General features: G+C 72.3%; 12 protein-coding genes. 6 read left to right on the forward strand and 6 right to left on the reverse strand.

Features of this window, described 5'->3' with window-relative positions; translation table 11 throughout:
* Positions 1 to 7: 7 nt before the first annotated feature.
* Together ACQP09_RS22895 and ACQP09_RS22900 are read right to left on the reverse strand one after the other, a co-directional pair.
* Entirely contained in the window at positions 8 to 604 is a 597-nt protein-coding gene (locus ACQP09_RS22895; RefSeq protein WP_433402440.1) for a TetR/AcrR family transcriptional regulator, read from the reverse strand.
* A 189-nt stretch (positions 605 to 793) separates the two neighbouring features.
* Positions 794 to 2,548 carry an acetyl/propionyl/methylcrotonyl-CoA carboxylase subunit alpha gene (locus ACQP09_RS22900; RefSeq protein WP_433402442.1) on the reverse strand — a complete coding sequence of 585 codons (1,755 nt, stop codon included), beginning with the start codon at positions 2,546 to 2,548 and terminating at the stop codon, positions 794 to 796.
* A 354-nt stretch (positions 2,549 to 2,902) separates the two neighbouring features.
* Between ACQP09_RS22900 and ACQP09_RS22905 the strand changes: the two genes are divergently transcribed.
* Entirely contained in the window at positions 2,903 to 3,340 is a 438-nt protein-coding gene (locus ACQP09_RS22905; protein WP_433406725.1) for a hypothetical protein, read from the forward strand.
* Between the two features lie 39 nt (positions 3,341 to 3,379).
* Here ACQP09_RS22905 and ACQP09_RS22910 read toward each other — a convergent pair whose 3' ends face one another.
* The 4 genes from ACQP09_RS22910 to ACQP09_RS22925 all read right to left on the reverse strand — a co-directional run bounded on the left by ACQP09_RS22910 (position 3,380) and on the right by ACQP09_RS22925 (position 6,099).
* The gene (locus ACQP09_RS22910; protein WP_433402444.1) at positions 3,380 to 3,991 is read right to left on the reverse strand and encodes a Maf family protein; all 612 of its coding nucleotides are present in this window, start codon (positions 3,989 to 3,991) and stop codon (positions 3,380 to 3,382) included.
* A gap of 85 nt (positions 3,992 to 4,076) precedes the next feature.
* Positions 4,077 to 4,205, reverse strand: a complete 129-nt coding sequence (gene mmpB, locus ACQP09_RS22915) for a morphogenic membrane protein MmpB (protein ID WP_404060622.1) — start codon at positions 4,203 to 4,205, stop codon at positions 4,077 to 4,079.
* A 76-nt stretch (positions 4,206 to 4,281) separates the two neighbouring features.
* Positions 4,282 to 4,488 carry an acyl-CoA carboxylase epsilon subunit gene (locus ACQP09_RS22920; protein WP_015610948.1) on the reverse strand — a complete coding sequence of 69 codons (207 nt, stop codon included), beginning with the start codon at positions 4,486 to 4,488 and terminating at the stop codon, positions 4,282 to 4,284.
* Positions 4,489 to 4,518: 30 nt separating this feature from the next.
* Entirely contained in the window at positions 4,519 to 6,099 is a 1,581-nt protein-coding gene (locus tag ACQP09_RS22925) for an acyl-CoA carboxylase subunit beta (RefSeq protein ID WP_433402448.1), read from the reverse strand.
* A 233-nt stretch (positions 6,100 to 6,332) separates the two neighbouring features.
* On the opposite strand from ACQP09_RS22925, the gene ACQP09_RS22930 reads away from it, so the two are divergent.
* The 5 genes from ACQP09_RS22930 to hutH all read left to right on the forward strand — a co-directional run bounded on the left by ACQP09_RS22930 (position 6,333) and on the right by hutH (position 12,514).
* On the forward strand, positions 6,333 to 7,205 hold the full coding sequence (locus ACQP09_RS22930) for a biotin--[acetyl-CoA-carboxylase] ligase (protein ID WP_433402451.1): 873 nt from the start codon (positions 6,333 to 6,335) through the stop codon (positions 7,203 to 7,205).
* A 304-nt stretch (positions 7,206 to 7,509) separates the two neighbouring features.
* Positions 7,510 to 8,709 carry an adenylate/guanylate cyclase domain-containing protein gene (locus ACQP09_RS22935; RefSeq protein WP_432148979.1) on the forward strand — a complete coding sequence of 400 codons (1,200 nt, stop codon included), beginning with the start codon at positions 7,510 to 7,512 and terminating at the stop codon, positions 8,707 to 8,709.
* Positions 8,710 to 8,822: 113 nt separating this feature from the next.
* A complete protein-coding gene (locus ACQP09_RS22940) occupies positions 8,823 to 9,635 on the forward strand; it encodes an enoyl-CoA hydratase/isomerase family protein (protein ID WP_433402455.1) in 813 nt (270 codons plus the stop codon).
* Between the two features lie 85 nt (positions 9,636 to 9,720).
* Positions 9,721 to 10,875 (forward strand): diguanylate cyclase domain-containing protein, encoded by a 1,155-nt coding sequence (locus ACQP09_RS22945; RefSeq protein WP_433402458.1) that lies wholly within the window; start codon positions 9,721 to 9,723, stop codon positions 10,873 to 10,875.
* Between the two features lie 88 nt (positions 10,876 to 10,963).
* Complete coding sequence (gene hutH, locus ACQP09_RS22950) at positions 10,964 to 12,514, forward strand: histidine ammonia-lyase (RefSeq protein ID WP_433402460.1); 1,551 nt, start codon at positions 10,964 to 10,966, stop codon at positions 12,512 to 12,514.
* The last annotated feature ends 86 nt before the right edge of the window (positions 12,515 to 12,600 follow it).

Raw genomic sequence — 12,600 nt, forward strand, 5'->3', positions numbered from 1 at the left:
GTGGCCTCTACTTCAGCCCCCGCAATGTCAGCCGCAGCAACCGCCCCGCCAACTCCGGATCCCCCGGCGACTGCTCAGCGGCCAGCGCAATCGCATGGGTCAACTGCAACAGGTCGTCGATCGACACATCCCCCCGCACCGCCCCACTCTCCTGCGCCCGCCGCAACAGCCCCGCCCCCGCCTCCCGCAACGGCAGATGGCACGGGGAGAGCGCCGAAGTCTCGTCCTGCGAGGCCGACATGAGCGCGCGCGACAGCCCGCGGTACTCACCCGCGTGCGCGACGATCGCACCCAGCCAGTCCACCAGCGCCCGGCACGGCACCTCCGCGCCCGCCAGCTCCCGGGAGCGGTCCAGGAGCGAGCGCAGGGCGTCCTGGAAGACCGCGTTCATCAGGGCGTGCCGGTGGGGGAAGTGCCGGTAGAGGGTGCCGATGCCCACGCCCGCCTGCCGCGCGATGTCCTCCAGCGAGGCATCCGTACCGTGCTCGGCGAAGGCCGTACGGGCCACGCCGACGAGGCGTTCGTGGTTTCGGCGGGCGTCCGCGCGCATCTGCCGCTCCGGCGCCCGTGCCGTGCCCGGCTCCATCGAGATCGGCCCTGCCATGGCTCCCGCCCTCCCTCGGTGTCCTATAGGGCTGTCGGGATCCAGGATGCCACTGCACGGGAAGGGCCCCGGACCCCGTACGCGAAGGGGCCAGGACCTCGTACGCGGAGGGGCCCAGAACCCGTACGCGAAGGGGCCCGGCCGCGTCCTGACGACGCCGGCCGGGCCCCTCCGTATAGACGTGAGCGGTCAGTCCTTGATCTCGCAGATCAGGGCGCCGGACGAGACGGAACCGCCGACCTCCGCCGTGAGCCCCTTGACCGTGCCGGAGCGGTGCGCGTTCAGCGGCTGCTCCATCTTCATGGCCTCCAGGACGACGACGAGGTCGCCCTCCTTGACCTCCTGGCCCTCCTCGACCGCGACCTTGACGATCGTGCCCTGCATGGGCGAGGCGAGGGAGTCGCCGGAGGCGGCCGAACCGGCCTTCTTCGCCGCGCGGCGCTTCGGCTTGGCGCCGGCCGCGAGGCCCGTACGGGCCAGGCTCATGCCCAGCGACGACGGCAGCGAGACCTCCAGGCGCTTACCGCCGACCTCGACGACGACGGTCTCGCGACCGGCCTCGTCCTCCTCGTCCGCACCGACAGGCGCGGCGAATGGCTTGATCTCGTTGACGAATTCCGTCTCGATCCAGCGGGTGTGGACGGTGAAGGGGTTCGCGGTGAAGGCGGGGTCGGTGACGACGGCGCGGTGGAAGGGGATGGCGGTGGCCATGCCCTCGACCTGGAACTCCGCCAGCGCACGGGCCGCGCGCTGCAGTGCCTGCTCACGCGTGGCGCCGGTGATGATCAGCTTGGCGAGGAGGGAGTCCCAGGCCGGGCCGATCACGGACCCGGACTCGACACCGGCGTCCAGGCGGACACCCGGGCCGGTCGGCGGGGCGAACGTCGTCACGGTGCCGGGGGCGGGGAGGAAGCCGCGGCCGGGGTCTTCGCCGTTGATGCGGAACTCGAAGGAGTGCCCGCGCACCGCCGGGTCGCCGTAGCCGAGTTCCTCGCCGTCGGCGATGCGGAACATTTCGCGTACGAGGTCGATGCCGGTGACCTCTTCGGTGACGGGGTGTTCGACCTGGAGGCGGGTGTTGACCTCCAGGAAGGAGATCGTGCCGTCCGCGCCGACGAGGAACTCCACCGTGCCGGCGCCGACGTAGCCGGCTTCCTTCAGGATCGCCTTGGACGCCGCGTACAGCTCCGCGTTCTGCGCCTCGGACAGGAAGGGGGCCGGGGCCTCCTCCACCAGCTTCTGATGGCGGCGCTGGAGCGAGCAGTCACGCGTCGAGACGACGACCACGTTGCCGTGGGTGTCGGCCAGGCACTGCGTCTCCACGTGGCGGGGCTTGTCGAGGTAGCGCTCGACGAAGCATTCGCCGCGCCCGAAGGCGGCGACGGCCTCGCGGACGGCGGAGTCGTACAGCTCCGGGATCTCCTCCAGCGTCCGGGCCACCTTCAGCCCGCGCCCGCCGCCACCGAAGGCGGCCTTGATCGCGATGGGGAGCCCGTTGGCCTGCGCGAACGCGACGACCTCGTCGGATCCGGCGACCGGGTCGGGGGTGCCGGCCACCAGCGGGGCGCCGGCGCGCTGCGCGATGTGCCGGGCGGCGACCTTGTCACCCAGGTCCCGGATCGCGTGCGGGGGCGGGCCGATCCAGGTGAGCCCCGCGTCGAGGACGGCCTGGGCGAACTCGGCGTTCTCCGACAGGAACCCGTAACCCGGGTGGATCGCGTCCGCCCCGGAGTCCGCGGCGGCCTGCAGCACCTTGGCCATGTCCAGATAGCTGGCGGCCGGGGTGTCACCGCCCAACGCGAACGCCTCGTCGGCGGCCCGGACGTGCAACGCGTCCCGGTCCGGGTCGGCGTAGACCGCCACGCTCGCGATCCCCGCATCCCGGCACGCCCGAGCAACGCGGACAGCGATTTCGCCACGGTTGGCGATGAGCACCTTGCGCACGATGACTCCCTCCTGGAAACAAGCTGAGTTTAGGGACTACCGACACGGCGCTACGACCCGTCCCCAATGGTGAGCTTGCCCACACGGAGTGTGATTCGAGGCTTGCCTCAGTAGGGAAATCCCTTGTGGCACCACGGTACGCCGGGTTCTACAACCGCACAGTAACCATCCGGTGTGGTGCAGGTCTCTGTCTGAGGGGTCAACGCCTCACGGCGTTTCTTTGTGGAGTCCCTACGAACGGCCGACGGATTCTTTGCCGGACGTGCGGAACGGCCCGACCCCCTGTCCGGAGGAATACCGGTGAGTAGGGTCCGCCCCACACACGTACCGCGAGTAACAGGGGGTGGCGCCTTGCTGCGCAGAACGGTGGCGATCGTGACCGCGCTCGTGCTGTTTGGGGAGGCGGTGGGCATCTTCGTGATCAACGCCGTCCTCGCCACGGTCACCGAGAACCAGAACATGTCGCTGGCCGGCATGGACCCGAAGGCCATGACCGCCGGGACCTGGGTGCTGGGCGGGGTCTCCGCCGTGCTGCTCATCGGATGCGGGCTGATCGCGCTGCTGGCCGGGGTCCGGGACCGGGTGCCGGGACGGTTCGGGCGGATCGTGCTGATCGGCTGCGCGGTGGTGCACGGCGTGCTCGGCGCGGTGACCGTGGGACTGGTCGGGTGGGCCGCGTTCGCCTTCATGATGGTGGTGCTGGCCCTGCTGGTCTTCACCCTGCTCGCGTACGGGCCCGAGGGCCGTGGCGAGGACCGGGTGAGCGACGAGGCGGCCCCGGCGGCCGCCTGAGCCGCCGCCCGGAACGACCGGGACGCCCGCAAGCCCGTCTCAGGTCCACAACTCCGTGACCAAGATGTCCAGTTCGCCGAGCAGGCGGCGCAGCAGCGGCAGCGAGAGGCCGATCACATTGCCGTGGTCACCCTCGATCGAGTCGACGAACGGTGCCGAGCGGCCGTCCAGGGTGAAGGCCCCGGCCACGTGCAGCGGCTCGCCGGACGCGACGTACGCGGCGACCTCGGCGTCGCTCGGCTCGCCGAACCGTACGACGGTGGACGCCGTCGCCGAGGCGTGGCGGCCCGAGGCGGTGTCGATCACGCTGTGGCCGGTCTGCAGGATGCCGGACCGGCCGCGCATCGCCTTCCAGCGGGCGGTGGCCTCCTCGGCGTCGGCCGGCTTGCCGAGCGCCTCGCCGTCCAGTTCGAGGACCGAGTCGCAGCCGATGACCAGGGCCCCGGCCGCCTCGGGGCGCTCCGCGACCGCCGACGCCTTGGCCCGGGCCAGCACCAGGGCCAGCTCGGCGGGGGTCGGGGCGGACAGGGCGTCCTCGTCGACCCCGCTGACGATCACCTCGGGGGCGAAACCCGCCTGGCGCAGCAGGCCGAGACGGGCGGGGGAGGCGGAGGCGAGCACGAGGCGGCGCTGATCAGTCATACCGGCCATCGTAGAAGGGGCTTGGCCCCGGCGTGGACGCCCTTGGTGTGGACGCCCCCGGTACGGGCGCCCCCGGTGTGGACGCTGCCGGTTCTCAGCGGGTGCCGAGTACGAACATCGCCACCACCATCGCCAGCGCGAGCACGAAACCCGCGCGGCGCATCATGTCCTGGGCGTCGCGCAGGTCCTTCGGCGGCTTGTTCTCGGGGTCGGACCACAGCATGCTTCCGATCCTGCCCGCGCCGGGCGCCGCCGCGCCTGAGTACGGGTACTCAAGAAGCGGCGGCGCCCGGTCCGGTTCAGGCCGGCCAGTACGTCCGGGCCCAGGCCCGCGGGCCCGGCTGCGGGCGGCCCGTACGGGCGATGCGGCCCGGGTCGGACCACTGCTCGGGCGGGACGGGCGCGCCGGACGAGACGGCGGCGCTCGCCGCGGCGCGGGCCTGGACCACCGCCAGGGCGGCGGCCAGCTCCTCGGGGGTCGGGTTGCCCCGTACGACTCTGATCATGGGCAGACCTCTCTGTGACGGGCCGGGCGGCTACAGCGGGATGTTGCCGTGCTTCTTCGGAGGCAGTGATTCCCGCTTCGTACGGAGCTGACGCAGCCCCTTCACGATGTGGGCCCGGGTCTCGGACGGCATGACCACCGCGTCGACGTAGCCGCGCTCGGCCGCCACGTACGGGTTGAGCAGCGCGTCCTCGTAGTCCGCCATCAGCTCGGCGCGCGTCGCGTCCGGGTCCTCGGCGGCCGCGATGGTGCGGCGGTGCAGGATGTTCACCGCGCCCTGCGCGCCCATGACGGCGATCTGCGCGGTCGGCCAGGCCACGTTCAGGTCGGCGCCCAGGTGCTTGGAGCCCATCACGTCGTACGCGCCGCCGAACGCCTTGCGCGTGATGACGGTGATCAGCGGGACCGTGGCCTCCGCGTAGGCGTAGATCAGCTTGGCACCGCGCCGGATGATGCCGCCGTACTCCTGGTCCACGCCCGGCAGGAAGCCCGGCACGTCCACGAAGGTGATGACCGGCACGTTGAACGCGTCGCAGGTCCGGACGAAGCGGGCCGCCTTCTCGCTCGCGTCGATGTCCAGGCAGCCGGCGAACTGCATCGGCTGGTTGGCGACGATCCCGACCGGGTGGCCCTCCACCCGCCCGAAGCCGGTGATGATGTTCGGCGCGAACAGGGCCTGGGTCTCCAGGAATTCGGCGTCGTCCAGGACGTGCTCGATCACGGTGTGCATGTCGTACGGCTGGTTCGCCGAGTCCGGGATCAGCGTGTCCAGCTCCCGGTCCTCGTCCGTGGTGGCGAGGTCTGCCTCCTCCGGGAAGGCCGGCGCCTCGGAGAGGTTGTTCGAAGGGAGGTAGGAGAGCAGGGACTTGACGTACTCGATGGCGTCCTTCTCGTCGCCCGCCATGTGGTGCGCCACCCCGGAGGTGGTGTTGTGCGTACGGGCTCCGCCCAGCTCCTCGAAGCCGACGTCCTCACCGGTCACCGTCTTGATGACGTCGGGTCCGGTGATGAACATGTGCGAGGTCTGGTCGACCATCACCGTGAAGTCGGTGATGGCGGGGGAGTAGACCGCGCCGCCCGCGCACGGGCCGACGATCAGCGAGATCTGCGGGATCACGCCGGAGGCGTGCACGTTGCGGCGGAAGATCTCGGCGAACAGGCCGAGCGCCGCCACACCCTCCTGGATGCGCGCGCCGCCGCCGTCGTTGATGCCGATGACCGGGCAGCCGGTCTTCAGCGCGAAGTCCATGACCTTGACGATCTTCTCGCCGTAGACCTCGCCGAGCGATCCGCCGAAGATGGTGAAGTCCTGCGAGTACACGCAGACCGGGCGGCCGTCGACCGTGCCGTACCCGGTGACGACCCCGTCACCGTACGGGCGGTTCTTCTCGATGCCGAAGTTGGTGGAGCGGTGCCGGGCGAACTCGTCGAGCTCCACGAAGGAGCCCTCGTCGAGCAGCAGCTCGACCCGCTCACGGGCCGTCAGCTTGCCCTTGGCGTGCTGCTTCTCGACCGCGCGGGCCGAACCCGCGTGCGTCGCTTCGTCAATGCGGCGCCTCAGGTCCGCGAGCTTGCCCGCGGTGGTGTGGATGTCGCTCTGCGGCTCGGACATCGGGGGGCGGCTCCCTGCCTGGTCACGGGGACGACGACCGGTGAACGGTCACGGGGGGACGGGCGGTCGTCTGTCCGGCTCTGCGGCTACTGGCTCGTAACTTGTGGTTGCGCAACGCTGATACGTAACGGGTCAGGCAACTCTGGTCCGTCACTCCTCGGCTACTGACTCGTAGCGTATCGGCGCGTCTGCGGAAAGGCAGTGCGTCCTTTGCCACACCTAGGGTGGCTTGCATGACACCACCGGATGCGCCACACAATCGCTGGTCGGACCTGGACCGGCCGCCTCTGAACGTGACCGCCCTGCGCCGCGGGCTGCTGCGGCCGGAGTCGCTCTGGAGCGAGCTGGAGGTCGTGGAGACCACCGGATCGACCAACTCCGACCTCGCCGGACGGGCCCGTTCCGGCGGCCTGGCCGAAGGCACGGTCCTGGTCGCGGAGGAGCAGACCGCCGGGCGCGGCCGGCTGGAGCGGAGCTGGACCGCGCCGCCGCGTTCCGGGCTGTTCTTCTCGGTCTACCTGGAGCCCGGCGAGGGCGTGCCGGTGGAGCGGTGGGGGTGGGTGCCGCTGCTCGCCGGAGTGGCCGCCGCGACCGGCCTCGCGAAGTCGGCGGGCGTCGACACGGCACTCAAGTGGCCCAACGACCTGCTGGTCACGGTGGAAGGCGCCGAGCGCAAGGCCGGCGGCATCCTCGGCGAGTTCGCCGGTGACGGCATCGTGGTCGGCCTCGGCATCAACGTCTCACTCCGCGCGGATGAGCTGCCCGCCCCCACCGCCGGTTCGCTGGCGCTCGCCGGAGCCGTCTCCACCGACCGGGAGACCCTGCTGAGGTCCGTGCTGCGTTCGCTGGAGCACTGGTACGGGGAGTGGAAGGCAGCAGGCGGTGACGCGGCGGCGAGCGGGCTCCAGGCGGCGTACGCGGCCGGGTGCGCGACGCTCGACCGGACCGTGCGGGCCGAGCTGCCGGGCGGTGACGCGCTGGTCGGACAGGCCGTCGCGATCGACGGCGACGGCCGGCTGGTGCTCTCCACCGAGGACGGGCTCCAGCAGCCGGTGTCGGCCGGCGACATCGTGCACCTGCGCGGCGCGGCGGGCGGGCTCACCTGAGGAAGGCCGGGCGGGCTCACCTGAGAGGGCCGGGCGGGCTCACCTGAGGGGCCGTGCGGGCTCACTGAGGCGGGCCGGGCGGGCTCGCCTGGGAGGAGCCTGCGGAGGGCGTGAGACGGGGTGGATACCGCGTAACCGGTAGATGTCACGCGCGACGCACCCGTATCGGGCAACCAACGACGTGAGCTAGGGCACATCTGCCGTATTGTTGAGGCGATCCGGCGACAGATCATTACAGATCGGTGCCGAGACGATCAGCGACAGATCGGCAGGCAGTGCGCAGGGAACGGGCAGGAGGCGGCTGGTGACCGTCGGCGACACGACGTCCGGCGCGGGCGAGGAGCCCCCGTCGGACTCCTCGGTCCATGCCACGCCGCATCACGAGGTCGACCACACGGCCGAGCCGACCGACGACCCGCTCGCGATCCGCCTCGAAGCCCTGATCCTCGGGGCCGACCGCCGCTACACGCCCTTCCAGGCCGCCCGTACCGCCGGTGTCTCCATGGACCTGGCCTCCCGGTTCTGGCGGGCCATGGGCTTCGCCGACATCGGCCAGGCCAAGGCGCTCACCGAGGCCGACGTGCTGGCCCTGCGCCGGCTCGCCGGTCTGGTGGAGGCGGGGCTGCTCAGCGAGCCGATGGCGATCCAGGTGGCCCGTTCGACCGGGCAGACCACCGCGCGGCTGGCGGAGTGGCAGATCGACTCGTTCCTGGAGGGGCTCACCGAGCCGCCCGAGCCGGGGATGACCCGTACGGAAGTCACGTATCCGCTGGTCGAGCTGTTGCTGCCGGAGCTCCAGGAGTTCCTGGTCTACGTGTGGCGGCGCCAGCTGGCCGCCGCGACCGGCCGGGTCGTGCAGGCGGCGGACGACGACGAGATGGTCGACCGGCGCCTGGCCGTCGGCTTCGCGGACCTCGTCGGCTTCACCCGGCTGACCCGGCGGCTGGAGGAGGAGGAGCTCGGCGAGCTGGTCGAGTCCTTCGAGACGACCGCCGCCGACCTGGTCGCCGCGCACGGCGGCCGGCTCATCAAGACCCTCGGCGACGAGGTGCTCTTCGCCGCCGACGACGCGGGTACGGCGTCCGAGATAGCGCTCCGGCTGATCGAGGCGATGTCCCAGGACGAGGCGATGCCCTCGCTGCGTGTCGGGATCGCCTTCGGCACGGTCACCACCCGCATGGGCGATGTCTTCGGCACCACGGTGAACCTCGCCAGCCGGCTCACCTCGATAGCTCCGAAGGACGCCGTCCTGGTGGACGGGGCGTTCGCCAAGGAGCTGGTCCGGCACGGGGACGCCCCGGAGTCGGAGGCCCAGGCCGCCGAGGAGGTCGCGGCCGCCGCCGAGCGGGCGCGGCTGGCCGAGAAGGAGGGCCGCGAGGTGGTCGAGGAGCCGCCGCTGCCGACGTACCGCTTCGGACTCCAGCCGATGTGGCAGCGGCCGGTGCGCGGGCTCGGGGTGGTGGAGCCGTGGCTGCTGGCCCGGCGCGGCAAGACCGGTTCCTGAGCCGCACCTTTACGTGGTCGGGTCCGGCTCGCCCTGTCGGTTCCCCGTACGCCCTGTCTAGGATCCCTGTCGATAACGCTCGTTAACAGGGATCCAGCGACAGGGGTGCAGCCATGACCGTCACGTCCGAGCAGCGGTTCGGGGAGTTCGTCGCCGTACGGCGGCACGCGGGCCAGGAGCATGTGGCCGAGCTGGTCCTCGACCGGCCGAAGGCCATGAACGCCGTATCCACCGACATGGCCCGCTCCATCGCCGCCGCCTGCGATGCCCTCGGCGCCGACCGGGACGTCCGCGTCACCGTTCTCACCTCCAGCCATGAGCGGGCCTTCTGCGTGGGCGCCGACCTCAAGGAGCGGAACTCCTTCACCGACGCCGAGCTGGTACGTCAGCGGCCCACCGCCCGGGCCGCCTACACCGGGGTCCTGGAGCTGCCGATGCCGACGATCGCCGCCGTGCACGGCTTCGCCCTCGGCGGCGGCTTCGAGCTGGCCCTCGCCTGCGACGTGATCGTGGCCGACGCGACCGCCGTGGTCGGGCTGCCCGAGGTCTCGGTGGGCGTCATCCCGGGCGGCGGCGGTACGCAGCTGCTGCCGCGCCGGGTCGGGGCGCCGCGCGCCGCCGAGCTGGTCTTCACCGCGCGGCGGGTGGAGGCGGCCGAGGCGCGGGAGCTGGGCCTGGTGGACGAGTTGGTGGCGGCGGGGCGGGACCGGGCGGAGGCGCTCGCGCTCGGGGCCCGGATGGCCGCCAACTCGCCGGTCGGGCTGCGGGCGGCCAAGAAGGCGCTCCGGCTCGGGCACGGGCTCGACCTGCGGGCGGGCCTGGAGGTGGAGGACGCGGCCTGGCGGTCGGTGGCCTTCTCCGGTGACCGGGCGGAGGGCGTGGCCGCCTTCAACGAGAAGCGGAGCCCGCAGTGGCCGGGTGAGTGACCCACCCGGTCACTGCTGGATGACGCCGGAAATTAGTTGCGCATCAAACTGATCAAAAGGGAACAAATATACATAAGCTGGATAAATGGGTGAAGACGATGCTCGGCTGCGGGCCGTGGTTTCGCTGGCGCAGACGATGGCCGCGGCCTACACGCCGCGCGAATCGTGGCGGGCGGCCGCGCTGGGGGCCTGCGAGGCGCTGGGCGGCAGCTTCGCCGCGCTCTCGGTGTGGGAGCGGGACCGGGGCAGGCTGCGGGTCCTGGTCAACGCGGGGCAGCGGGCCGACGGGGAGGAGGAGTTCCCGGAGGAGGAGGCCTACCCGGTCCACGAGTTCCCGGAGATCACCGAGTTCCTGCACGAGCGGTGGGCCGGCGGCGGTGAGCCCGACGCCTGGGTCGAGACCGCCGACGGCCTGCCCGGCGCCGGCGGCCCGGCGCGCGGCGCGCGCCCGTACTGCCACCAGCGGGTGGCGGCGCTGCGTCGGCGCGGCCGCGGCTGCTGCGTGGTCGCGCCGATCGTGCTGCACGGGCGGGCCTGGGGCGAGCTGTATGTGGCGCGGCAGGCCGGAAAGCCGGTCTTCGACCGGGACGACGCCAACTTCGCGACCGTGCTCGCCGCCGTCGTGGCCTCCGGGATCGCCCAGACGGAACGGCTGGAGGAGGTCCGCAAGCTGGCCTTCACCGACCCGCTGACCGGCCTCGCCAACCGCCGGGCCGTCGACATCCGGCTCGACGAGGCGATCGAGGCGCACCGCACCGCCGGGGTCGTCGTCAGCCTCGTCGTCTGCGACCTCAACGGCCTCAAAGCGGTGAACGACACCCATGGCCACGCGGTCGGTGACCGTCTGCTGGAACGTTTCGGCTCGGTGCTCTCGCTCTGCGGTGCGATGCTCCCGGACGCGCTGGCCGCCCGGCTCGGCGGCGACGAGTTCTGCCTGGTGGCGGACGGGCCTCCGGCGGACGACGTGGTGGGAGTCGCCACCGCGCTGTGCGACCGGGCGGCGGTGATCGAGCTCGGCGACGGGGTCGCCTGCGGGGTCGCGTCGACCGGCGACCCGATCGGCCCGGTGCGCTCCGCCCGCCGGCTGTTCCGGCTGGCGGACGCCGCGCAGTACCGCGCCAAGGCGGCCCGCTCGCTGCGGCCGGTGGTGGCCGGGCGGGACGGCGAGGTCATCCGGCTCGCGGACTCGCCGCCGAAGTCGGCGCACGACCGCCGCAGGCTGCGCGGCAACCGCCCGTGACCGTACGGACGGGTCGGCAGGGGCCGGTAAGGGTCTCTGCGGAGAACCACTAGTGACATAGCGGGTTTCAATCCGTACGCTGCTGAATATGGATATGCACACTGTCGTGGTGGGGACGTCCGGAACCACCGCCGAGGACGTCGTCGCCGTGGCCCGCCACGGCGCCCGGGTGGAGCTCTCCACCGCCGCCGTGGACGCGCTGGCCGCCTCCCGCCTCATCGTGGACGCGCTCGCCGCCAAGCCGGAGCCGGTCTACGGCGTCTCCACCGGCTTCGGCGCCCTCGCCAGCCGCCACATCAGCACCGAGCTGCGCGCCCAGCTCCAGCGCAACATCGTCCGCTCGCACGCGGCGGGCATGGGCCCCCGCGTGGAGCGCGAGGTCGTGCGCGCGCTGATGTTCCTCCGGCTCAAGACGGTCGCCTCCGGTCACACCGGCGTACGCCCGGAGGTCGCGCAGACCATGGCGGACGTGCTGAACGCGGGCATCACGCCGGTCGTCCACGAGTACGGTTCGCTCGGCTGCTCCGGCGACCTCGCGCCGCTCTCGCACTGCGCGCTCACCCTGATGGGCGAGGGCGAGGCGGAGGGTCCCGACGGCACGGTCGGCCCGGCGGGCGAGCTGCTCGCCGCGCACGGCATCACCCCGGTCGAGCTGCGCGAGAAGGAGGGCCTGGCCCTCCTCAACGGCACCGACGGGATGCTCGGCATGCTGGTCATGGCCCTCGCCGACCTGCGTACCCTCTACACCTCCGCCGACATCACCGCCGCCCTCTCGCTGGAGGCGCTGCTCGGCACGGACAGGGTCCTCGCGCCCGAGCTGCACGCCATCCGCCCGCACCCCGGCCAGGGCGCCAGCGCGGACAACATGCTGCGGGTGCTGGCCGGTTCGGGCCTGACGGGCCACCACCAGGACGACGCGCCGCGGGTCCAGGACGCCTACTCCGTACGCTGCGCCCCCCAGGTCAACGGCGCCGGCCGCGACACCCTGGACTACGCGGCCGTGGTCGCCGGCCGCGAGCTGGCCTCGTCCGTGGACAACCCGGTGGTGCTGCCCGACGGCCGGGTCGAGTCCAACGGCAACTTCCACGGCGCGCCCGTCGCGTACGTCCTGGACTTCCTCGCCATCGTCGCCGCCGACCTCGGCTCGATCTGCGAGCGCCGCACCGACCGCCTCCTCGACAAGAACCGCTCGCACGGCCTGCCGCCGTTCCTCGCGGACGACGCCGGGGTCGACTCGGGGCTGATGATCGCCCAGTACACGCAGGCCGCCCTGGTCAGCGAGATGAAGCGGCTGGCCGTCCCCGCCTCCGCCGACTCGATCCCGTCCTCCGCGATGCAGGAGGACCACGTCTCCATGGGCTGGTCGGCCGCGCGGAAGCTCCGTACGGCCGTGGACAACCTCGCCCGGATCGTCGCCGTCGAGCTGTACGCGGCGACCCGCGCGGTGGAGATCCGGGCCGCCGAAGGCCTGGTCCCGGCCGCCGCCTCACAGGCCGCCGTGGCCGCGCTGCGGGCGGCCGGTGCGCAGGGCCCGGGCCCGGACCGCTTCCTGGCGCCGGACCTCGCCGCCGCGGACACGTTCGTACGGGAAGGGGCTCTGGTGGCGGCGGTGGAGCCGGTCACGGGGCCGCTGGCCTGAGAAGCCGGTCCCGTACGCGTACGCCTGAGGAGCCGGTCCCGTACGCGTACGAAAGGGCTGCCGCACCGGGGGGTGTGGCAGCCCTT

The organism is Streptomyces sp. CA-146814, from assembly GCF_050942385.1.
Lineage (GTDB): Bacteria > Actinomycetota > Actinomycetes > Streptomycetales > Streptomycetaceae > Streptomyces.